Below are 21,627 nucleotides of genomic sequence, written 5' to 3'. Positions count from 1 at the left end.
ATGCGACGGTATACTAGTACTCGTCAGATACAGATAGCTTAGCGCGACCCTTGGCGCGACGCATAGCTAGTACCTTGCGACCTGATGCTGTCGCCATACGAGCTCTAAATCCGTGCTTATTCTTTCTCTTACGGTTCGATGGTTGGAATGTACGCTTCATATCGGTATGTCTCTGATGCTTATGATTACTATGGTGAAGGACTTACTCGCCATGAGTAAAGGCTTCGGTTGGCAAAGGTACAAAAAATATCTTTACCTACCACAGCCCTAGAGTGACCGTAGATGCAACTATTAAATGAGAATGCTAGACGGAGACGGGCGCGGGGATGTGCGGGTAGGGGTTGTAGTCGGTGAGGGTGAAGTCGTCGTAGACGAAGTCAAAGAGCGACTGCCCACGGTCTCGTAGGGTCATCGTAGGGAGTGGGCGTGGCGTGCGTGTGAGCTGCAGACGCGCCTGCTCGAGATGGTTCTTATATAGATGCGCATCGCCGAGGGTGTGGATGAAGCGCCCGGGACGTAGCCCTGTGACTTGCGCTGTCATCATGAGGAGGAGGGCGTAGGAGGCGATGTTGAAGGGGACCCCGAGGAAGATGTCGGCACTGCGCTGGTAGAGCTGCAGGTCTAGCTTGTCCCCCACGACGTAGTACTGCATGAGACAGTGACAGGGGGAGAGGTGCATGAGTGGTAGGTCGGCAACGTTCCACGCTGAGACAACGATGCGGCGGCTGTCGGGCTGATGACGTATTAGGTCGAGCGCTTGCTGCATCTGGTCAATGGTCTGCCCCGTGTGTGGGTCGAACCAATGTCTCCACTGCGCCCCGTAGATGGGTCCTAGGTCGCCCGCTTCGTCGGCCCACTCGTCCCAGATAGAGACCTTGTTGTCGTGCAGGTACTGAAGGTTGGTATCGCCCTTGAGGAACCATAGTAGCTCGTGAATGATACTGCGCAGGTGTAGCTTCTTGGTGGTGAGCAGGGGGAAGCCGTCGGCCAGGTCAAAGGTCATCTGATGTCCGAAGACACCGACGGTGCCTGTACCCGTGCGGTCAGTCCGTTCGTTGCCCTCGGTGAGGACACGCTCTATCAGGTCAAGGTATTGCTGCATAGTGGAGTGGGGAGGAGGGACATTAGAGATTAGAGGTTAGAGATTAGAGGTTAGAGATCGGAGTGGACGAGTAACCCGATGTGGGGACGCACGGTCGTATTGTTTTGACGGGGACGGACGCTCAGATCGAGCGTCCCTACAAATCGTTACACGTCTTGCTGTACTACGACGGACGCACGACCGTGCGTCCCTACAAAGGGTTACTCGTATTGTGCGTCCGTCCATGTCTACAGTCCGTTACGCCTCAGCAGGCGTAGAGGTCTGCACAGCGTAGTGCTGGAGCTGCTTGGGATCGAAGCGACGTATCAGTCCCTCGCACTTGTCCATCTCCCCACTGGCGTACTGTATATATACGTGTGTGGAGTGCTCGTAGAGGTCGGGACGCTCCTGCGCTGCGATGAGTAGCAGGTGTGCGAAGATGCAGTGACCACACATCTCGACGAGACGACGAGCGTGGTAGTCGAGGAGGGTCTGATCCTTTGCCTCGGTGACGAGCTCGGTACAAGCCTTGGCACGCTCTATCCAAGTGGCTAGTAGCTCCTTGGTCTCCTGCCACTCGGGCGAGACCGCTACCTGCTGGTACTCCTCTAGGCGTGCGAAGTATGTGCCCGTGGTGACGTGGCGGATAGCCGCTACGACCTGTAGCTGCGTAGTACCCTCGTAGATGTTGGTGATACGCACGTCACGATAGAGACGCTCGCAGGTGTAGTCCTTCATATAGCCTGAGCCACCGTATATTTGGATGCAGTCGTAGACGTTTTGGTTGGCTAGCTCGGTACTCATGCCTTTGCCAATAGGCGTATAAGCGTCAGCCAGACGGCTGTAGTACTTCTGCTCCTTGCGCTCTTCGGGGGTAAGCTTGCGCTCACGAGCTATGTCGTCGTAAGCCTTGTACATATCCACGAAGCGGCTCGTCTCGTAGAGATGCGCACGGGTTGCGTCAGCCTTAGCACGTATGAGGGCTAGCATCTCATAGACAGCGGGGAACTTGTCGATGGCGTGTCCATACTGATGACGGTCAGCAGCGTAAGCCTTAGCCTCACGATAGGCAGCCTCGGAGATACCGACAGCTTGCGCCATGATGCCTAGACGAGCGCCATTCATCAGAGACATGACGTAGCGAATGAGTCCTAGACGACGCTCGCCACATAGCTCGGCTGGAGCATCCTTGAAGACAAGCTCGCAGGTGGGGACACCCTTGATACCCATCTTGTGTTCTATGCGGCGGACGGTCACGCCCCCCTTCTTAGCATCATAGATAAACATCGATAGACCACGTGCATCCTTGGTTCCCTCCTCACTACGTGCCAGTACGAGGTGGATATCGGAGTCGCCATTGGTGATAAAGCGCTTGACACCGTTGAGGTACCACTGCTGGTCAGCCTCGTTGTAGGTAGCCTTGAGCATAACGGCCTGCAGGTCACTACCCGCATCTGGCTCGGTCAAGTCCATAGACATCGTCTCGCCAGCGCAAACACGGGGGAGGAAGCGCTCACGCTGATCCTCAGAGCCAAACTCGTAAAGCGTCTCGGCGCAGTCTTGTAGTCCCCAAAGGTTCTCAAAGCCAGCGTCAGCACGTGAGACCATATCGGCAGCCATAATATAAGGAGTGATCGGCATGTTGAGTCCTCCGTAGCGACGGGGGAGTGCCATCCCCATGAGCCCAGTCTGTCGTACGGTGTCCAGGTTTTGCGCAGTGAGCGGATCGTAAGAGACACGTCCCTCGTGGAGCGTTGGTCCCGTCAGATCAACCTCGGCCGCATTGGGTGCGATCACCTCGCCACACACCTCACCGACTATCTCTAGTACACGCTGGTAACTATCCAGTGCGTCGGCATAGTCTGAGGGGGCATAGTCATACTGGTCAGCATCGGCATAGTCACGCTCCTTAAGCCGTGCAATGCGCTCCATGAGCGGATGCTGGAGGTGGTACTGTATATGTGGATTGTCTGTATAGAAGTTTGCCATGATTCTGTCGTCTAGAGGGAATTACTTAGAGTTTTGCTTGTAGTACTTGATGAGCTTGGGGATAACCTCCTCAATACGCCCCGTGATGACGTAGTCAGCGATCGTGTTGATCGGAGCATCGGGGTCCGTATTGATAGAGATGATCATGGAGCTCTCCTGCATACCAGCCACATGCTGTATCTGTCCACTAATACCGCAGGCGATGTATAGCTTAGGACGCACGGTCACACCAGTCTGTCCTATCTGTCGCTCATGCTCGGTAAAGCCCGCATCGACGGCTGCACGCGTAGCACCTACCTCTCCGCCTAGCAGATTGGCCAGCTCATGAAGTAGCTCAAAGCTCTCGGCACTACCGACACCGTAGCCTCCCGATACGATGATGGGGGCTCCGCCAAGGTTAATCTTGCTCTTGGCAACATGGCGGTCGATGATCTCAATGACAAAGTCCTCGTCACGAACGAAGTCAGCCACCGAATGGTTGATCACCTCGCCCTTGTGGTCAGCTTTGTAAATCTCCTTCTTCATCACACCAGGGCGTACCGTCGCCATCTGTGGACGATGCTCAGGATTGACAATGGTTGCCACGATATTACCACCGAAAGCTGGGCGGATCTGGTAAAGGAGGTTCTTGAACTCCTTGCCTTTCTCCGTATGATCTCCGATCTCCAGAGAGGTACAGTCAGCAGTTAGTCCGCTGCCCAGTGACGAGGAGACACGAGGACCCAGGTCACGTCCTATGGTTGTCGCACCGAGGAGGCAGATCTGTGGCTTCTCCTGCTGGAATAGCTTGATGACGATGCTTGCGTGTGGTAGCGTCTGGTAATGCTCTAGACGAGGGTCTACGAAGAGGTGTAGCTTGTCTACGCCATAGGGCATGACCGTGTCGGCTATCCCCTCAGCGCGGTCGGTGATAGCTATCGCCTCTAGTGCCACGCCCAGCTGGTTGGCCAGTGAGCGCCCCTTGGTGAGTAGCTCTAGGCTGACGTCGTGTACGCTCCCATCTTCGATCTCTAGGTATACGAATAGATTGTTCATAGTCTGTCTTATTATATGGGTGTGCAAAAGCGGCACTCTTTCAGCCGATGGTGTGGTTTGCTAATAGGGTTTGTATCAAAGTCTCTAGGTCGGCATCGCTGCTGGAGAGGTGCATCACCTCCTTAGCCTTAAAGACAACGCTCTCGATACTCTTGACCTTCGTCGGAGAGCCCGAGAGACCGCACTGAGCGATGTCTGCGCCCGTGCTCTCAGCCGTCAAGATGTCGATAGTCAGCTCCTCGGGATTGCTCTCGAGGCGCTTGCGCCATGTCTCGGGTAGTGCGTCTAGCTCTAGAGCCGAGGCTGCGTACTTGTACTTCTGTACACGCTTAGCATTGCGTAGGCGACAGGGAGCAGCGCTACCCGTGACCGTCAGCAGGAGCGGCTTGTGAGCACGTACCGTCTCCACGCCATGCTCCAGACGGCGTGTGATGGTGAGCTGGTCGCCCTCGATCTGATCGATCTGCTCGCAGTAGGTGACCACGTTGATGCCGAGCTTCTCACCCACCTGTGGTCCCACCTGAGCGGTGTCGCCATCGATAGCCTGACGGCCACCGAGGATGAGGTCGGGCAGTCCGCCCTTGTAGATATGACGTATAGCGCAGGCCAAAGCGTAGCTCGTGGCAAGCGTATCAGCCCCAGCGAAAGCTCTATCAGTCAGCAGGTAACCGTGGTCAGCGCCACGGTAGAGCGCCTCACGGATGATCTCAGCTGCACGGGGAGGACCCATGGTGAGTATGGAGACACGGCAGTCGGGATTTTGCTCCTTGATGCGGAGCGCCTGCTCGAGTGCGTTTAGATCCTCGGGGTTAAAGATAGCGTCGAGGGCGGCACGGTTCACAGTGCCGTCAGCCTTCATAGCATCTTTGCCGACATTACGTGTGTCGGGGACTTGCTTGGCAAGTACGATGATATCTTTGATCATATTTAGGTCGTAGTTGTGGTTTATGCTTGTTTAGATAGTTTGAGTCGCTCGAGGACTTTGTTTTGTCCTACGACTGCCTTGTAGGGCTTGACATAGTTTGGCTCCCAGTAGGCGGTGTCGACGTATCGCTCCTCCAGCCAATAGCTACGCGCCACGGTGGCGAGCGTTTCGGCCGTTGGCGGAGCGACAGCGGTGCCCTCTACGGGTAGCGAGCCGACGTAGACGATACGGCTCTCGGTGGGTGCGTGCCACTCAGATGAGATGGTGACAAAAGTCGCTTTATCGCAAGGCCCCCCCTGAGCGTCGAAGGTCTGCTGATAAGCGTTCCCATGACCCGCATCGAGCAGCGTAACGGTCTCACCAGCGAAGCTCGGCAAGCCTGCCAATAGAAGCTGCAAAGTGGAGACGGCTATGAGTGGGATGCTCCTCCCGAAAGCTAGTCCCTTGGCCAGCGAAGCCCCTATGCGCAGCCCCGTGTAGGAACCTGGGCCATCGGTTGTCGCTATGGCTGCTATCTGGTAGCCGTGCTCTTGGCACCAGTTGATAGCCTCCTCGGTGTAGCGTCCGATGAGCACCGCATTAGATATTTCTGTCTCTTGGTACACCTTAGTATATAGTACCTGCTCGCTGTCGGTCACAGCGACGCTACACCCTTGCAGGGCGGTATCGATGGCTAGGAGTACAGGTTTCGTTGCGTTCATAAGCACTAAGGTGCCAGACGATTGATAAGCCACGAATTATCCTCCTGACGCTCATAGAGGAAGCGGTCGTGCAGACGACTAGGACGACCCTGCCAAAACTCTATACGACTAGGCAGCACGGCAAAGCCTCCCCAGTTGTCGGGGCGGGGGACAGTCTGCAGGGCAAACTTAGCGGCCTCCGTGACAAAGTGCGTGTAGATGTAGTTGCGATCAGGTATCGGGTGGCTCTGAGGCGATATGCGTGCTCCGATACGGCTCTTGTAGGGTCGCGTAGCGAAGTACTGATCACTGATCTCAGGCTCTAGGTGTCGCACCGTACCCTCGACATGTATCTGTCGCTCCAGCTCGTGCCAGAGGAAGGTAAGGCTGACGTGTGGATTGGCAGCCATCTGCTGACCCTTGCGACTCTCGTAGTTGCTGTAGAAGATAAACTCCTCGCCGAGAAGCTCTTTGAGCAATACGGTCCGCGAACTAGGGTGTCCATCGGGCGTACTGGTGCAGACCAGCACAGCCGTAGGCTCTAGGACCTTAGGATCGTCCACCGCCTCTTGTAGCCATAGTCTGACCAGGCTAAAGGGATCGTCCGTTAGATCCTTACGACTGAGGCTCCTGCGCCCGTAGTCACGTCGTATGTCTTCGTAATGTAGATCCATAACTAATAAGGTGTGATAGGAGGGTGCTGCGAAGCCATAGACGAGCTTGCTCACCACTCATTCGCATACAAAGATACGGAAATTCGCTCTTAACGCCTCCGATCCAGTGAGCCCGAAGTAGTTTCATACTGGTGAAACTACAGTTTCATCGGGAAGAAACTCCAGTTTCATACGGGGGAAACTAGAGTTTCATTCGGGGGAAACTATAGTTTCATGTAGAAGGTACTCCAGTTTCATCGGGGTTGACGCATTACGTAGGATGAGTCCCTCTACGGCACTATCAAGGAAATCGGACGATTCCTCGGTGGACATCTTCGAATCTCCAGTGAGGAACGAACAAATTCTTCCGAACTTCGAAATCTTTCTTCCGAACTTTCATTTCATTCTTCCGAACTTTTATTTTCCGTCTCCGTGGAGAATATTCGTTTGCTCCCTGAAGATCCCCAATCTCCTCGGGATAAACCTAGGTTATTCGGGACTTTTTCAAGCTTTAGGGGGTAGACCTTGTCGGAACGCATAGATAGCGGGGTGACTTTATTAGGATCTCTATTGAATGCTTTTCGTATCTTTGGCACAGTAAACCATTATCAACTAGTTTCCTATGGAAGTAAATACTCCTCCTCCCTATGAAAACCGCAATGAAAAGCAACAGGACAAGCCAGTAACAAATGTCTATGTACAGAACGTGGTACAGAGTCCGCAGAAGAACTCGCTAGGTACCGCTGGCTTCGTCTTGTCTCTCGTAGCCCTCCTCGTAGGCTGGGTGCCAGTGCTAGGCTGGATCGTATGGATCTTGGGTGCTATCTTTTCTGGTATAGGCATCTTTCGTAAGCCACGAGGTCTATCCATCGCTGGGGTATGTATCTCTTTCTTTTGGCTTATAATCTTCGCCCTAATCTTCGGGGTCTTTATGACGGCTGTTGTGGCCGACAGCTACGCTAATCTCTAGCGTAGGGAGTTGCCTGAGAGCTGGTCGTGGAGCTGTCGCAAGACGAGGAGCGACTCGGGTCCCATATTGAAGAGCAGGTCGAGGATGCTGAGATTGGCGACGAAGCCGAGCGACCTAGCGAAGACTTGGTAGTACGGGACGGAGGCGATAGTCTCTTGGGTCGCTGTGCTGTCGGTTGTGATGGGCGGCAGGATCTGTGAACACACGCCTGCGGAGGTGCCGACATATTGCTCGGTCTCTTGCCACTGGTAGGGCAGGTGGATGAGCTGGCAGATGCGCATGATGAGCCGCTGATTGTGCTGGTAGAGCGATGTGGATCGGCGCTCTTTGTCCAGGTAGAGTGGCGCTAGGTCGGGAGCGTAGTACTCGTAGTAAGGTGATGCACCGTAGCAGGTCTCTATGGTGTACCAGTGCTTGTGTCTCCAGTTGTCATGCTCAGCGATCTGCACCGACTGTACAGGGCACTGCTGTGAGGAGCCGGCGAGGACGGGGATAGAGAGCTTCATCACCCCCTCGGCGCCAACGATGGCGCAGCGATTGCGGTAGGTTTGCTTCTGATAGTACTCGTGCGCCTCTATACGAGTGGAGCTGTCTAGCAGGTAACTCATATAGGCGACTGAGGGAGCGTATGCCGTGGGTAGCACTACCATATGACTGTTGCTGAGATCTCTGAGCGGTGGATCGGTCCGAAGTGGCGAGAGTCTATCGTCTTTGCGGTGAGCGGTGGCTTGGCTAAGAGCCAATATTCATCGGCAGCCAAGACCACTTCGTAAGAGCTTTGCTGTAAAGGCTGGGGGAGTGGCATGGTAAAGGTTTGCCGACCACGCTTGCCTAGAACTAGGAGTTTGCCCTCGGTAAAGCGTAAGGTGTCGCTCGGCTCGCCCACGACTCGTAATATTAGCTCGCTTTCCGCTAAGCTATCGGCAGTTAGCTTGAGGAGCACGTCATCGCCTCGGTGTGGCTGTGCGATGCGACTCATCAGGTGGTAGCTGCTCCCGCTAGGTGTGGTCTGGCGATAGACAAAGAAGAAGAGCCGTCCGACGATGATGAGTACTACTATGATCGTCGGAAGTCCCCAGCGTAGCCAGGTGGCTCGTCTCCTCGTCGCTATGTCAGAGTGGCTGACCATGTATCGTGTGCATCATACGTCTCCAGCGTATCTTGCCGTTCCAAAGACCTAGATCCTTGTCCAGCGAGAGCCAGAGGAAAGCGGGACGCCCTACGATATGATCCTCGGGAACGAAGCCCCAGTAGCGACTATCGGCCGAGTTGTGGCGGTTGTCACCCATCATATAGTAGTAGTCCATCCCAAAGGTGTAATGCGTGGCGGGCTGTCCGTCAATGAGGATGGTGCCGTCGGGACGCTGCTCGAGGGCGTGTCCCTCGTAGTTGTGTATACACCTACTGTAGAGCGCTAGGGCTTGGGGCGTTAGTTCGATGGTGAGCCCCTTGCGTGGTATCTGTAGCGGACCGTAGTTGTCACGGGTCCATCCGAAGTCATAGCCTACGGGGTAGAGATTGGTATTGGGGTCTTGCGACACAACAATCTTAGCGACACGGCTATCACTGGCCAATTGCTGGCGCATCTCCTCCGTAAGAGGTAGTAGGTAGAGTGCTTGTACATCGCTCATAGAGACCCCTGTCAAGCCCATCGCCTCTAGGTCGCCAGCAGAGAGCTGTGAGGGGGAGACGACATGCTGATCGTCGAGGCTAATGCCTAGATGTTTGAGCTCCTCGGCGGAGAAGTAGCCTCCACGGGTGCAGACCCAGTAGTTGAGCTGCATATACTCGGGACGCGCTTGTTGCTTGCCATTGATATAGATGTCATTGTTGCGTATCTCGATGAGGTCGCCTGGTAGTCCCACACAGCGCTTCACATAGTGGTCACGACGATCCACGGGGCGGTAGACAATCTTACCAAAGACCTCCGGCTGAGCCTCCAGCGCAGCCCGTCCGCCATACATCTCCTTGAGGTAGTAGTAGTCGGGATTGGTCACCTTGGTTGTGACGGTATCGCCTGTGGGGAAGTTGAAGACGACGAGGTCGCCACGCTCTACCTTTCGGATGCCTTTGAGTCGCATGTAGGAGAGCTGTGGTTTGCTAAGGTAAGACTCATGCCCGAGGAAGCGGTTTTGCGTTAGTGGCACCTGTAGTGGAGTCATCGGCATACGGGGTCCGTAGGTCACTTTGTCCACAAAGAGGTAGTCACCGACGAGGAGCGTCTTCTCCAGCGAAGAGGTGGGGATGGCGAAGTTCTGGACGAAGAAGATGCTGAGCAGATGCACGCCGATGACCGCCCAGAGAAGGTCTGCCAGCAGGGAGACGAAGCCTCTCAGCGTCTTGTTCTTGATGTTGCGATACCAAGACCAATTGATGAACTTGGTAAAGTAATAGTCCAGGATAAAGGGGAGGAAGATCAACCAAAAGGGACCAGCCCAAAGGATGCAGAAGAGGAGGTAGAGGATCGGTATGACGATGGCTACAACCTTCTGAAAGATGGACTTGTCTTGCCAATGAAGCTTCATTTTCATAGCGTGAAGGGGGTGTGTGGGATAGGACTATTTGTGCAGGATGAGGTCACGCATAGACCAGACGCCTACGGGGTGCTGCTGGAGATACTCAGCTGCGAGGGTGGCTCCTAGTGCAAAGCCCCGACGGCTATAAGCCTCATGGCGAAGCGTTATCTCGTCGATGTCGGAGTGATAGATGACGGTGTGGATGCCAGGCACCTCACCTTCACGAATTGCCTCGATGCCGAGAGAGCCATCGTGCGTCTCAAGTCCCAGATGCCAGTTGTGTAGCGAGGGGGTTTGCTCGATGAGCCCCTCGGCCAGTGTGATCGCTGTGCCACTGGGTGCATCAAGCTTGTGTATGTGATGCGTCTCCTGAATGCGTGGCGTGTACTCGGGGTAGGGAGCCATAAGCTGGGCAAGCTGCTCGTTGAGAATCATCATGAGGTTCATTCCGAGGCTAAAGTTGGATGCAGCAAAGAGTCCACCACGTCCAGAGCTTTGCACCTCAGCCTTGAGCTTCTCAAGCTGTTCATTCCAGCCCGTACTGCCAGTGACCACGGGGAGTCCCGCTTTTAGGGCAGCCTGGCAAAGCTGATAGCCACTCTCAGGGGTGGAGAACTCAATGGCGACGTCGGCCTCTCGCAGAGAACCGTCCTCCAGCAGGGCAGCGTCAGCCTTATCTATGCGAGCGACCACCTGATGTCCGCGCTGGGTGGCGACCTCTTCGATCATATGCCCCATGCGCCCGTATCCGAGTATAGCGATTTTCATAGTCAGTAAGTATTTAGCGAGTGTGCGTGGCTTACGGCACACGAGATGTGTGGATTACTTCTTAGGCTTCTTGGTGTCATTGGCCTTAGCCTTGTGGGCAGCGTTGAGGAAGTCGAGGACTTCTTTGGTGATGTCAAAGCCTTCGCCAGCGTACATCACGCCTTCAAGTCCTGTGGAGGTGAGGATCAGGTCATACTTCTTGTCGGCGTTGAAAGCTTTGAGCTGAGCGACCACCTCATCGTGAAGGGCTTTCTGAGCATCAGCCTGAGCTTTCATTGCCTCCTCGGCGTAGCGTTGCTCCAGCTGAGCGCCCTCTTGTTGCATGGCGGTGATGCGCTTCTCCTCGGCATCGACCTGAGCCTGAGTGGTGAAGAGACCTTTCTGAGCCTTCTCCATATAGCTGGCATAGGCTTGCTGAGCCTTCTGCGCCTTGTTGGCAAGAGCCTGCTGGTTGCGCTTGAGTTGAGCCTCGATCTGCTTGTTTGCCTGAGTGTAGTACTCGTAGTTCTTGTAGAGCGAGTCGAGAGATACGACGCCTATCTTGAGCTGGTGCGTAGGATCAGCGGTAGTAGCTGTCAGGCTGTCTGAAGTCGTGGGTTGACCATTCTGTTTTTGATTGCAGCTCCCGAGTAGGAGAGATGCAATGAGTAGAGGGAGTAGGAGGATAAACTTCTTGTTCATATAGATGTTGTGTTGATTTGACTAAAGGTGTGGAGAGAACTACTGCGGATCATCGGCTATGCGGTCGGCTAGGTTTTGTCTCGTAGCCAGCTCCGCCATCTGCTTGTTGGCACATCCTATGCCTCTCTTCTTAAGAGCTTTGCTGTCCTCGATGTGCGAGCTCTGAGGGTTCTTGTCGCCCTTGACGATCAGTCGCAAGGCGAGCAGGAGTACGGCGAGTCCGACGAGGAGAACGGATATGATGATGAGTTTCATAGTTTTTCTTAGTATATTTGCAGGAGAGAGTAGCACCGTGCTACAGCTCTCAGATAGACAAAGGTATACCTTTTGTCGGACTTACGCACGCATTTGAGGTGACAAACTGATATCGTGCGGTAGTTAACGCACTTATATTCTAACTTTTCAAAGCAATAAACGATGCAAATAACAGATCTAACTCACATGCCCATCTGGCAGCACTTCTACGAAATCACCAAGATACCTCGTCCCTCCAAGCACGAGGAGCAGATATTGGCCTTCCTCAAGAAGTTTGCCGAGGAGCATAACCTAGACTATGCGCAGGACAAGACGGGCAATATAGTCATCCGCAAGGGGGCTACACCAGGCATGGAGGACAGAGAGACCATCATCCTCCAGGGTCACGTAGATATGGTCTGCGAGAAGAATAGTGACGTAGAGCATGACTTCTACAAGGATCCTATCAAGACGCAGATCACCGACGGATGGATTCACGCTGAGGGTACGACTCTCGGTGCCGACAATGGTATCGGAGTCGCTGCAGGACTCGCTGTCCTGACTGACCCCACCGTAGAGCATGGACCTGTTGAGTGCCTCTTTACAGTAGATGAGGAGACTGGTCTGACCGGTGCCATGGGTATCGAGCCAGGCTTCGTCCAGGGACGCATCCTCATCAACCTCGACAGTGAGGACGAGGGCGAGATGTTCATCGGCTGCGCTGGTGGTATGGGTACGATGGCCTTCTTTGACTATACGACAGAGGCTACACCCGCTGGGCAGATAGCTCTCGAGGTTAAGGTAAGCGGTCTCAAGGGTGGACACAGCGGTGGCGACATCCATGTCGGTCTAGGCAATGCTAATAAGCTCCTCGTGCGCTACCTATATAAAGTACTCAAGGAGGTGCCCGAGATGCGCCTAGCTATGATCGATGGTGGTAATCTACACAACGCTATCGCTCGTGAGGCTAAGGCTATCATCACGATCCCTGCCAATCGCAAGGAGAATCTAGCTATTTGGGCAAATGAGATGGACGCTGAGTTCCGCAATGAGCTCAAGAAGGTTGATCCTAATGTCAACCTCCGTGTGGAGACGACCACGACTCCTAAGGAAGTGGTCGATGCCAAGACGGCTAACACGCTCATCCGCACGCTCTACGCTTGTCCTCACGGTGTGATGGGCATGAGCCACTCGCTAGAGGGGCTCGTAGAGACCTCGACCAATCTAGCTAGTGTCAAGATGCGGGAGGGCAATGTGATCAGCATCGAGACCAGTCAGCGTAGCTCTACTGAGTCGCTCAAGGAGGATGTAGGCAACATGCTCCTCGCTCTCTTCGAGCTAGCTGGTGCACGCACAGAGGTTCGTGACGGCTATCCTGGCTGGGCTCCTAACCCCGACTCTGAGATCCTAAAGGTCGCTGAGAGCACCTATCGTGAGCTCTTTGGCAAGGAGCCAAAGGTCAAGGCTATCCACGCAGGTCTTGAGTGCGGACTCTTCCTAGCGAAGTATCCTTACCTTGACATGGTCTCCTTCGGCCCGACGATGCGTGACGTACACTCACCCGCAGAGCGCATGGAGGTCCAGACGGTGGAGATGTTCTGGCGCCACCTCGTAGCGATCCTCAAGAACGCTCCCAAGCGCAAGTAATCATAGCTAAGACTGCCGACTAACCAGTCCGCAGTCCCACCAACGAGAAGGCTCAGTCGCAGCGATGCGGTTGAGCCTTCTGCGCTCTAGGCATCACTCGCTGAGCTTGGTCGAAGGTGCTTCAGCAACCACTCCGTCAAGACCCCATTGATAAAGCGTGCAAAGGTAATAAGAGCGCCCCTTGCTACTGAACTCTTGTGCCCTCAACGTCGCTCTGTAATCAGCCAGCGTCTCAACAATCCATAAAGAAGAGCTTGTCGGATTCAAAGATAGTTGCTATCTTTGTGGTATAAGAGCAGTCGACAGTTGACCTGTGATTGTTCGCACGAAGAGCCAGTTTTCATAAGGAAGCTGGCTCTGGTCTTTTAGATCTCACTTTGGTTAAATAGCAGAGCTACATAAATCTGCTCTGTTGAATTCAAGCCCAGTTGTCTGTCTCAAAGATAGTTGCTACCTTTGTGGCAAGAAAGAGCAAGCTCGCTCGGTCCGCCTTTAATTCTAGGCTATATACTGCGTTTGCAGTACGAACCCGGGGAGCTTGCTCTTTTCCCGTTGAAATATAATCCGTACCTTTGCAATAGAAAGGACGTACATCCCAATGTGAGTCTCACCTAAGCGTCGGGAACGAGGTAAGGGCGTTTGGGGTGTGCGTCTTTTTTGCCACTTTGCCAAGTCACTCTGCGTCTTGCTTTGCTGGTAAGCGAGTCGCTTATAGTTGCTATATTTCTAGCACAAGAGGGGAAGTTATTTAGGCGATGTGCGCGAGTAATGTCAAGCTGCCACTTCCCTGATTGTTTAGAAGCCGGGCTGAGCTCGGCTTCTTCTATGCTACTAGTTCGCGACCCTTATTGTTCTGCAGGAAGGCTTGTTGTTTGAATTATAATATCGTATCTTTGCAGGCATAGAGCAATTGGTCGGAAGTCTTCCGTACGTTATAGAGCGTTATAAAGGGAAGCACTAGCTAATTGCTCTTTTTCCGTTTACAGACGAGGGGGAGCGGTAGATTTCTATCTCATGGCGATTTGCTCATCTCAGATATTGACACTACCTTTGTGGCAAGAAGGAGGAGTTTCTGATATTAGTCTTTCCCAGGGCCGTGGAGCAGGGAGCGAGCGTTCAGAAGCCCCTCTTTTGTTGTCTGTAGATGCGTGGTTATTTCGTTTATTGACACTACCTTTGCAATGTGAAGTTCGGTAAGAGGTCGGGCTTGCGCCCCGCCATTCGTCACTCCTAAGAAAGAGCTAATTCACTCAGCCTGCCTTTAATTATAGGCTATATACTGCGTTTGCAGTAAGAACCTGAGGAGTTGGCTCTTCCTTTTTTGTACTATAGATTTGGCTGTCTCAGGTAGTGTCGCTACCTTTGCAGTGGATTCGAATGAGTCTATGAGGATTAACCGGGTAATGCCGCTATTCTTCGCCCGCAGGGGCTAGTTCTTTCATATGAAGAGCTAGCCTTCTGTCTTTTTTATGCGATTCCTTGCTGTGGCAACGCTGAAAAGGCGAGAGGGGTGCTACCCTCACGGTAACACCCCTCCCTATCACATACACTAAACAAATTATTGTCTCTTAAATTCGTCGCTAGATCTTGATGTCGTAGCCTTTGACACAACGGACGCACAGATCGTGCGTCCCTACAAAGGGCTACTCGTATCGTTTTGACACAACGGATGCCCTCTCGCTAGACGCGACCGAGCATCCCTAAAAAGGGCTACTTGTGATCGTGATCGTGATCGTGGTCGTGATGATCGCCAGAAGTGTCCTGTACGAGGATGATAGTGCGAGCTACCATGGACTCATTGCCCGAGCGGTCCACACAGTAGACGAGGAGGTGGTACTCACCTGGCGTTGCGTCTGCTGGGATCTTGATGTCGTGGTGGTGGATGTGGGCATTGCGCTGATTGACAGTGTACTCCTTGTTGAAGCTAAAGGGCTTCGTCTTGTCATCCCCGAGACGCAGGTCGCGGGTGTGCGAGTGTCCGTCGAAGTTGTTGTGGACGTCGATCTTGTACGACTTGACGAGATCGTTGTCCGAGAGGTTCATCTCGAAGTGGACACCGTTGTCATCCCCAGTGAGGTACATGCTATGATCCTCGGGTGCTATGAGATCGATAACCGGTTTGGTAGTATCGGTGGGCTCCTTCTTGCAAGCGGTGAAGGCTGTCGCCAGAGCGAGACAGCTGAGGAGCGTGATTGATGCGAAGATTGTTCTTTTCATCATTGTATTGAAGATTAAAATGATAGATTGATCGTTAGTAGTACATTTCGTCCAGCCTCAGGGAGATTGACTCTCCTGTAGTAACTCATATGGTCATAGTAGCGGCTGTCCAGAAGGTTTTGGATAGCTAGAGAGATGCGGTAGTTGCTCTGTCTGAGCTGTCCGTCGTAGGTCACAGCTAGGTCTAGTAGCGAAGCTGTGCCAGGTGTCGGCTCCTCATTGCGTGCTATGCGATGCTGGGGAGCGATGATGCGGTGCTTGAGCGAGAGTGCCCAGTGCTGAGGGTGCCAAGTCAAGTCGTGGCTCAAGCGTGCTGGTGGCGAGTAGGGTAGCGCTAGGCGGTCTGCCACATTGTAGGTGTAGACATAGTCACCCTGCAGGTGGTAGTCCCACTGCGGATGCAGATGCCAAGTGCCCTCCAGCTCGACGCCTGTAAAGAGCGCCCGTGTGGACTGGTAGCGGTATATCTGTCCCGAGTGGGGCAGTATGGACCACTCGCCCGAGGGCTGCAGGAAGATGTAGTTGGTAAAGTAGGTTACAAAAGGCGCTACCGTACAGCTCCACACTTCATTATGAAAGCCCACCTCACTATCTAGTAGCCAGCCCTGCTCACTACTCAGCGAAGGGTCGCCCACCTCGTGGCGGAAGGTGCCGTGGTGGATACCATTTGCTGCAAGCTCGTAGATGCCTGGTAGGCGAAAGCTTCTGCCCAGATTGACCTTCCAGAGCCAATGCCTATTGATCTGCCAAGCTAAGCCGACACTCCCCGAGAGGTCGTGCCAATGACGCTCGCCCTCCTGACTGCTGTAGTAGTACTGCGTCAAGGTTGCCGATGACTCGCCACGCTCCTTGAGGTAGTCAGCTAGGTAGGGGTCGTGGTAGGGGCTCATTGAGATGTATCCTAGATCGTAGCGCAGTCCACTGGTGAGGTGTAGTCCCTGAGCTATGCGCCCTTGATAGGTTAGGCTCATACCGCTCGTTGCTCGCTGGTAGTCTGGTAGGAGGAAGCCGTAGCCTCTCCGCTTGTGCCACTGGTACTGTCCATCAGTGCCCAAGGTCCACTTGCCACCCCAGGGAGCGTAGTAGCTAGCCTGCAAGCGTGCGGAGATGGTCTTGAGGTCAAACTCAAACTCCAAGTCTGCATCCTGCACGGGTCGCTGCATCGTCCCGTAGTGCGTGTGGAAGGCGCTAAGCTCACGGCGCAGGTTCTGCTGCCAGCCTAGCTCACCGACCAATTGCCACTGCGGAGAGATCCGCCACTGCAGAGAGCCCTGCGTAGAGAGCTGACGCACGGTGCTGTAGGGTAGCTCGATGTTGTAGCGACTCTTGTCTGGTAGCACACGCTTTAGGTCTGGTACGCCGTGTGCTCCAGGGAAGAAGCCGCTGCGCTCACCATTGACGGAGGCTTGTAGCGAAGCTTTGATCTGCTCTCCCAGCCACTCGTAGCGTAGTTGCGAGGCGTAGGTCTGTGTGGCACTATTCTTTAGCCTACGACCATATATAGGTATCCAGCGGGTGAGGTAAGTGATGCTGTCAGCTGTCACATTGCGGTCGCCGTGATACTGACCACTCACACGGAGACGGATGTGATGCGCTCCATGCAGGTAGCCCATCATGAGACTACCGCCACCACCCATCGTACTGCTCTGTCCTAGCAAGGTGCAGGAGCCGTAGAGTCCCTGCTTGTGCGGAGGCGTAGCTGGCTGTCTGACGATGACTCCGCCTAGGGCATCGCTGCCGTAGAGGAGCGAGCCTGCACCCTTGATCACCTGGACAGGGTCTTGGTCGAAGGCATCTACCTCCAGCCCATGGTCGGCGCCCCACTGCTGTCCCTCTTGCTTGAGCCCGCCATCGACATAGGCGATGCGGTTGAAGCCTAGACCACGGATCACAGGCTTGCCGTAGCCAGAGCCGATCGTGATCACATTGACCCCAGGCAGCGTGCTGAGGGTCGCTGCAAAGTTGCCCGTAAAGTGTTTCGTCAGATAAGTGCTGTCGAGCCACTCAATGGTCTGACCGAGACGCGCCGTCTGGAGCCGCTGACTATTGGCTCTGACGACCACCGTTTGGAGTGTCTCGTCAAAGGGATGAGGCTTCAGCGCTATGCTGTCTGGTTTCGATAGGGATGACTCGGCTAGAGCAACCATCGGGACGAGATATAATAATAGATGGCAAATGTATCTGCAATACATCGCAAAAATGATTTGAACCAGTGAAATGTAAGGAGAGACAGTGCCACTACGCCGATAGCTTCGCTCGCTCACTACGGAGGAGTAGGCGTACGTAAGTGGTTGTGTCACATAGATATTGTCTAGCTATGCTAGAGCGGGTAGGGGAGCGACACGATGGTCACTCACACTATGGCAAGAAGCCAAAGTAAGCGCATCCGGCGGAGCTTCAGCATAGAGCTAATCCGCCTATAGCCACGTAGTAGATAGGTGTGGCTAGCAGTATCTCACTGGTGGGGCTCTTAGAGCTATGCCCTCTCTCAGGGCTAGGTGTACAGCTTCGGGCTGTAGCTCTGGAGCGGGGGTGTCCCACTCATCCACCGCAAAGGATGGCGCTACAGCACACTGGTCTGTGATACCGAGATGAAACTCGCAGACGGGGCAGGTGACCTTATTAACTAGGTATACCTCGGAGCTTGCTTCACTCTTCTTATTATCGTCACTCTGGTCGACGTTGGCATCAGAGATCAGACCATAGTAAGTCGACGAAAAGATCTCCGCATCGTGCTGGTGCATAGCTTGTCCCATCAGAGCCAGTATGTACACTAGCCCCAATAGCAAAGCCGTCATTCGCGTCGGCATATCGATATGCGTGAGTCTCTTCATATGTTGTATCGCTGGCAAAGATAGTGAAAAGTTTTCTCCCCGCAATAGACGCCTGTTCAAATTTAATGTAGCGAAGTGGAATTTGAGGAGTCAAGATGACCGACGAAACACCCGAAAAACCAATTCCTCCGAAGAAATTCTCAGATTGCTCGGAGGAAAATCGCTATTTCTTCCGAAGTTTGAAATAAAAGTTCGGAAGAATGAAATGAAACTTCGGAAGAAAGATTTCAAAGTTCGGAAGAATTTTTTCGTTCCCCCGTGGCGAATATTCGTTTCCTCGGTAGCTATTGGGGATTTCCTCCGATACACACCTAGACGCTCGGAGGAGTGAATGCTATAAGTGGCAGGAATGAAGAGCTTTGAGGTGTTTTTGTTCGAAAAACGTGGAGCCGTGTATTTCTATTTTGTACCTTTGCGACTAGATTATCTGAATCATTCTAGTATAGACATGAAGAAACTCTTACTTATATCCAACTCTGCATCTCAGGGTCAGCCTTATCTAGGCTATGCGGCTGAGGAGATCGGTCGCTTCCTAGGTCCAGTGGCTCAGGATGTACTCTTCGTCCCGTATGCAGCTATCACCTATAGCTGGGATGAGTATGTAGCTAAGGTCAATAATGCGCTGGGTGGCGTTGGCGTCAATGTCACGGGTCTGCATACTTACGACAAGCCACTACAGGCGCTCGCCTCGGCTCAGGCTATTATGGTGGGCGGTGGCAATACATGGGCACTCCTCAAGCAGCTACAAGATATGGGCGCTATGAAGCTAATCCGTGAGCGTGTCCTCGAGGATGGCATCCCCTACGTGGGCTGGAGCGCTGGGTCAAACCTCGCCTGCCCGACGATCATGACGACAAACGATATGCCTATCTGCAATCCCGATACGACGCAGGCACTGGGGCTTATCTCCTTCCAGATCAACCCGCACTACCTCGATGCGCATCCTGAGGGTCATGGCGGCGAGACGCGCGAGCAGCGTATCCGTGAGTTTGTCAAGTACAATCCTAACTGCGATGTACTCGGCCTGCGAGAGGGTAGCATGCTCCATATCACGGGTGACAAGATCACGCTGTGGGGCGAGCGTACGGCTAGACTCTTTAACTATCCCACCTTCTACGACAATCCGCTAGAGATAGAGCCTGGAGTCCTCTCATACAGCGAGAAGAAGTAACTTACGTAAGCTGAAGAGATGAAGGATATCCCAAGCTTTACCATAGATCACGAGCGTCTCAAGCGTGGTGTCTATGTCTCTCGTCGTGACCTCGTGGGCGATCAGGTGGTGACCACCTTTGACATACGTATGAAAGCGCCAAATCGTGAGCCTGTGCTTGACCTGAGCGCTCTGCATACGATAGAGCATCTCGTGGCGACCTATCTGCGCAATGATCCCGAGTGGGGGAGTCGTATCATCTACTGGGGACCGATGGGTTGCTTGACAGGCAACTACCTTATTATAGTAGGTGACCTTAATCCGCTAGATATAGCCGATCTGCTCCGTCGTGCCTTTGCCTTTGTGGCACACTACGAGGGCGCTGTGCCTGGTGTGGCTCCTCGTGACTGTGGCAACTACAAGCTACACAACCTCGAGCTGGCACGTGAGGAGTCTAGACGCTATCTAGAAGAGGTGCTGGAGCATCTGGATGATACGAACACGCACTACCCAGAATAACCTAACGAGACAAAACATAGAGGGGCACACTCTGCAGGAAAGAGAGAGTGCCCCCACACACTTAACGAACGATCGAATGAAACCTACACTAGTCATCATGGCTGCTGGTATGGGTAGTCGCTATGGCGGCCTCAAGCAGCTAGACAAACTGGGACCTGCGGGCGAGAGTATCATGGACTACTCCGTCTTTGATGCGATCCGAGCTGGCTTTGGCAAGGTGGTCTTTGTCATACGCCACGCCTTTGCAGAGCAATTCAAAGAGCAGGTGCTACAGAAGTATCAGAAGGCCATCGACACGGCTGTCGTCTACCAAGAGATAGACTCACTGCCCGAGGGCTTTACGGCTCCTGCCGAGCGCACCAAGCCGTGGGGCACTAATCATGCGCTGATGATGGCGGCTCCTGAGATTGACGGTCCCTTTGCAGTGATCAATGCAGACGACTTCTACGGTCGTGAGGCCTTTCAGACGATGAGTGACTACCTCTCTCAGTTGCCCTCAGACAGCCGAGGCGCCTACTGTATGGTCGCTTACGACATCGAGAGCACGCTCACCGCTGAGGGGAGTGTGAGTCGTGGCGTGTGCAAGGCTTCGCCCGAGGGATACCTCATGCACATCACCGAGCACAAGAACATCCACGAAAACGAGAGCCATGAGATAGTTAGCATGCATGACGGCAAGAAGCTCTCCATAGCGCGGGGTACACTTGTATCAATGAATCTATGGGGCTTTACGCCTGACTACTTGGAGCACTCGGAGAGACTCTTCGCAGACTTCCTCAAGGAGCATGGTAGCGAGCCTACGTCGGAGTTCTTTATCCCGACGGTCGTTGACACGCTGATCCGTCAGGGACTGGCGCAGGTACAGGTCTTGAGTACCGATGCCCGTTGGTTCGGTGCGACCTATGCCTCTGATCGTGATATGGTCATAGCGCATTTGGCCAAGCTAACCGAGGCGGGTGAGTATCCCTCTCCGCTCCTCTAAGTAGACTCTCTCCTTCAACCTATGAATCATTTTGAAATCGAACAATCGAATATGAACAATCGCAAACTACTAGTTGCTGCTCTATGCGCAGCTTCTATTACGTTCTCTGCTTGCAATAAGAAGCAGGGGGCGCAGACCAACGATGAGATTGTCCCAGCTATCAATCTAGCTGACATGGACACGCTCGTGCGTCCACAGGATGACTTCTACCACTATGTCAATGGAGGCTGGATCAAGGCTAATCCGCTGAAGCCTGCCTACAGTCGCTTCGGAACCTTTGACGTGCTACGTGACCGCTCGATCGAGCAGATCCACGGGATCGTTGATGAGCTCGCTCAGGGTAGCTACAAGGCTGGCTCCAATGAGTATCGTGTCTCTGTACTATACAAGCAGGCTATCGACAGTGTCAAGCGCAACGAGCTGGGCGCTCAGCCAATCCTTGACGAGCTAAAGTCTATTGAGGCGATCAACTCTAAGGAGGCGCTCGTAGACTTCGCAGCTCAGCAGGATAATAAGGGTGATGATACATTCTTCGGCACCTACGTCATGGCTGATGCTGAGAATAGTGACATGAACATCTTCAACCTGAACCAGACAAGCCTAGCTCTGGGCAACAAGGAGTACTACACAGATCCAAAGAATGGCGAGATCATCAAGTCATACAATCAGTACATCGAGCGCATCGCTCAGCTAGCTGGTTACTCTGCCGAGGAGGCTCAGCGCATTGCGAAAAACAATATTGCCGT

The 21,627-nt window shown here is 53.6% G+C and carries 21 protein-coding genes and 1 pseudogene; 6 read left to right on the top strand and 16 right to left on the bottom strand.

All coding sequences use genetic code 11. The features are described 5' to 3' along the window. Window positions 1-13: 13 nt before the first annotated feature. From rpmH to pdxH, 7 genes are all read right to left on the bottom strand, one after another. Entirely contained in the window at window positions 14-160 is a 147-nt protein-coding gene (gene rpmH / locus PORUE0001_RS00110; protein ID WP_007364380.1) for a 50S ribosomal protein L34, read from the bottom strand. A gap of 144 nt (window positions 161-304) precedes the next feature. After that, on the bottom strand, window positions 305-1,102 hold the full coding sequence (locus tag PORUE0001_RS00105; protein ID WP_007364401.1) for a thymidylate synthase: 798 nt from the start codon (window positions 1,100-1,102) through the stop codon (window positions 305-307). Window positions 1,103-1,339: 237 nt separating this feature from the next. Further along, a complete protein-coding gene (locus tag PORUE0001_RS00100) occupies window positions 1,340-3,070 on the bottom strand; it encodes an acyl-CoA dehydrogenase family protein (RefSeq protein WP_007364392.1) in 1,731 nt (576 codons plus the stop codon). Window positions 3,071-3,091: 21 nt separating this feature from the next. Continuing rightward, window positions 3,092-4,105, bottom strand: a complete 1,014-nt coding sequence (locus PORUE0001_RS00095; RefSeq protein WP_007364407.1) for an electron transfer flavoprotein subunit alpha/FixB family protein — start codon at window positions 4,103-4,105, stop codon at window positions 3,092-3,094. Between the two features lie 40 nt (window positions 4,106-4,145). Then, window positions 4,146-5,030 carry an electron transfer flavoprotein subunit beta/FixA family protein gene (locus tag PORUE0001_RS00090; protein ID WP_007364377.1) on the bottom strand — a complete coding sequence of 295 codons (885 nt, stop codon included), beginning with the start codon at window positions 5,028-5,030 and terminating at the stop codon, window positions 4,146-4,148. A gap of 20 nt (window positions 5,031-5,050) precedes the next feature. Continuing rightward, complete coding sequence (gene tsaB / locus PORUE0001_RS00085; protein WP_007364383.1) at window positions 5,051-5,731, bottom strand: tRNA (adenosine(37)-N6)-threonylcarbamoyltransferase complex dimerization subunit type 1 TsaB; 681 nt, start codon at window positions 5,729-5,731, stop codon at window positions 5,051-5,053. A 5-nt stretch (window positions 5,732-5,736) separates the two neighbouring features. Beyond that, on the bottom strand, window positions 5,737-6,384 hold the full coding sequence (gene pdxH, locus PORUE0001_RS00080; RefSeq protein WP_007364390.1) for a pyridoxamine 5'-phosphate oxidase: 648 nt from the start codon (window positions 6,382-6,384) through the stop codon (window positions 5,737-5,739). Window positions 6,385-6,985: 601 nt separating this feature from the next. Between pdxH and PORUE0001_RS00075 the strand changes: the two genes are divergently transcribed. Next, window positions 6,986-7,333: a hypothetical protein gene (locus tag PORUE0001_RS00075; protein WP_007364379.1), complete on the top strand. Its 348-nt coding sequence runs from the start codon at window positions 6,986-6,988 to the stop codon at window positions 7,331-7,333. Here the strand turns inward: PORUE0001_RS00075 and PORUE0001_RS00070 are convergent. The 6 genes from PORUE0001_RS00070 to PORUE0001_RS00045 are packed head-to-tail and all read right to left on the bottom strand — an operon-like array spanning window position 7,330 to window position 11,553. Continuing rightward, on the bottom strand, window positions 7,330-7,983 hold the full coding sequence (locus PORUE0001_RS00070) for a WbqC family protein (RefSeq protein ID WP_007364405.1): 654 nt from the start codon (window positions 7,981-7,983) through the stop codon (window positions 7,330-7,332). The two genes, PORUE0001_RS00075 and PORUE0001_RS00070, sit on opposite strands and share 4 nt — an antisense overlap. Continuing rightward, window positions 7,977-8,462 carry a S26 family signal peptidase gene (locus tag PORUE0001_RS00065; RefSeq protein ID WP_007364391.1) on the bottom strand — a complete coding sequence of 162 codons (486 nt, stop codon included), beginning with the start codon at window positions 8,460-8,462 and terminating at the stop codon, window positions 7,977-7,979. Before PORUE0001_RS00065 ends, PORUE0001_RS00070 begins: the two co-directional genes overlap by 7 nt. Beyond that, window positions 8,446-9,858 carry a signal peptidase I gene (gene lepB, locus PORUE0001_RS00060; protein ID WP_007364389.1) on the bottom strand — a complete coding sequence of 471 codons (1,413 nt, stop codon included), beginning with the start codon at window positions 9,856-9,858 and terminating at the stop codon, window positions 8,446-8,448. The genes PORUE0001_RS00065 and lepB overlap by 17 nt, the downstream gene beginning before the upstream one ends. 33 nt (window positions 9,859-9,891) lie before the next feature. Then, complete coding sequence (gene dapB, locus PORUE0001_RS00055; RefSeq protein WP_039865081.1) at window positions 9,892-10,617, bottom strand: 4-hydroxy-tetrahydrodipicolinate reductase; 726 nt, start codon at window positions 10,615-10,617, stop codon at window positions 9,892-9,894. Between the two features lie 54 nt (window positions 10,618-10,671). Continuing rightward, window positions 10,672-11,298, bottom strand: coding sequence for an OmpH family outer membrane protein (locus PORUE0001_RS00050; RefSeq protein WP_007364404.1), 627 nt, complete (start codon window positions 11,296-11,298; stop codon window positions 10,672-10,674). A 39-nt stretch (window positions 11,299-11,337) separates the two neighbouring features. Next, window positions 11,338-11,553 (bottom strand): hypothetical protein, encoded by a 216-nt coding sequence (locus tag PORUE0001_RS00045; RefSeq protein ID WP_039865080.1) that lies wholly within the window; start codon window positions 11,551-11,553, stop codon window positions 11,338-11,340. Window positions 11,554-11,715: 162 nt separating this feature from the next. Between PORUE0001_RS00045 and PORUE0001_RS00040 the strand changes: the two genes are divergently transcribed. After that, window positions 11,716-13,179 carry an aminoacyl-histidine dipeptidase gene (locus PORUE0001_RS00040; RefSeq protein WP_007364399.1) on the top strand — a complete coding sequence of 488 codons (1,464 nt, stop codon included), beginning with the start codon at window positions 11,716-11,718 and terminating at the stop codon, window positions 13,177-13,179. A gap of 1,710 nt (window positions 13,180-14,889) precedes the next feature. Here PORUE0001_RS00040 and PORUE0001_RS00035 read toward each other — a convergent pair. The 3 genes from PORUE0001_RS00035 to PORUE0001_RS00025 all read right to left on the bottom strand — a co-directional run bounded on the left by PORUE0001_RS00035 (window position 14,890) and on the right by PORUE0001_RS00025 (window position 18,230). Then, the gene (locus tag PORUE0001_RS00035; protein WP_007364381.1) at window positions 14,890-15,399 is read right to left on the bottom strand and encodes a DUF4625 domain-containing protein; all 510 of its coding nucleotides are present in this window, start codon (window positions 15,397-15,399) and stop codon (window positions 14,890-14,892) included. Between the two features lie 11 nt (window positions 15,400-15,410). Further along, window positions 15,411-17,696 (bottom strand): TonB-dependent receptor, encoded by a 2,286-nt coding sequence (locus tag PORUE0001_RS00030; RefSeq protein ID WP_232501367.1) that lies wholly within the window; start codon window positions 17,694-17,696, stop codon window positions 15,411-15,413. Between the two features lie 144 nt (window positions 17,697-17,840). Then, the gene (locus tag PORUE0001_RS00025; protein WP_039865079.1) at window positions 17,841-18,230 is read right to left on the bottom strand and encodes a hypothetical protein; all 390 of its coding nucleotides are present in this window, start codon (window positions 18,228-18,230) and stop codon (window positions 17,841-17,843) included. A gap of 448 nt (window positions 18,231-18,678) precedes the next feature. Here PORUE0001_RS00025 and pepE point away from each other — a divergent pair, with 448 nt between their 5' ends. The 4 genes and pseudogenes from pepE to PORUE0001_RS00005 form a co-directional block, all read left to right on the top strand. Next, the gene (gene pepE, locus PORUE0001_RS00020; protein WP_007364402.1) at window positions 18,679-19,401 is read left to right on the top strand and encodes a dipeptidase PepE; all 723 of its coding nucleotides are present in this window, start codon (window positions 18,679-18,681) and stop codon (window positions 19,399-19,401) included. 18 nt (window positions 19,402-19,419) lie between these two features. Next, entirely contained in the window at window positions 19,420-19,899 is a 480-nt protein-coding gene (locus PORUE0001_RS00015; protein ID WP_007364406.1) for an S-ribosylhomocysteine lyase, read from the top strand. A 76-nt stretch (window positions 19,900-19,975) separates the two neighbouring features. Then, on the top strand, window positions 19,976-20,881 hold the full coding sequence (locus PORUE0001_RS00010) for a sugar phosphate nucleotidyltransferase (protein ID WP_039865078.1): 906 nt from the start codon (window positions 19,976-19,978) through the stop codon (window positions 20,879-20,881). A 51-nt stretch (window positions 20,882-20,932) separates the two neighbouring features. Further along, a pseudogene (locus PORUE0001_RS00005) lies at window positions 20,933-21,627 on the top strand (M13 family metallopeptidase); the annotation flags it as partial.

The organism is Porphyromonas uenonis 60-3, from assembly GCF_000174775.1.
Classification (GTDB): Bacteria; Bacteroidota; Bacteroidia; order Bacteroidales; family Porphyromonadaceae; genus Porphyromonas; species Porphyromonas uenonis_A.
Note: the sequence above shows the minus strand (reverse complement) of the source record. Positions and strands in the feature narration are given on the sequence as shown.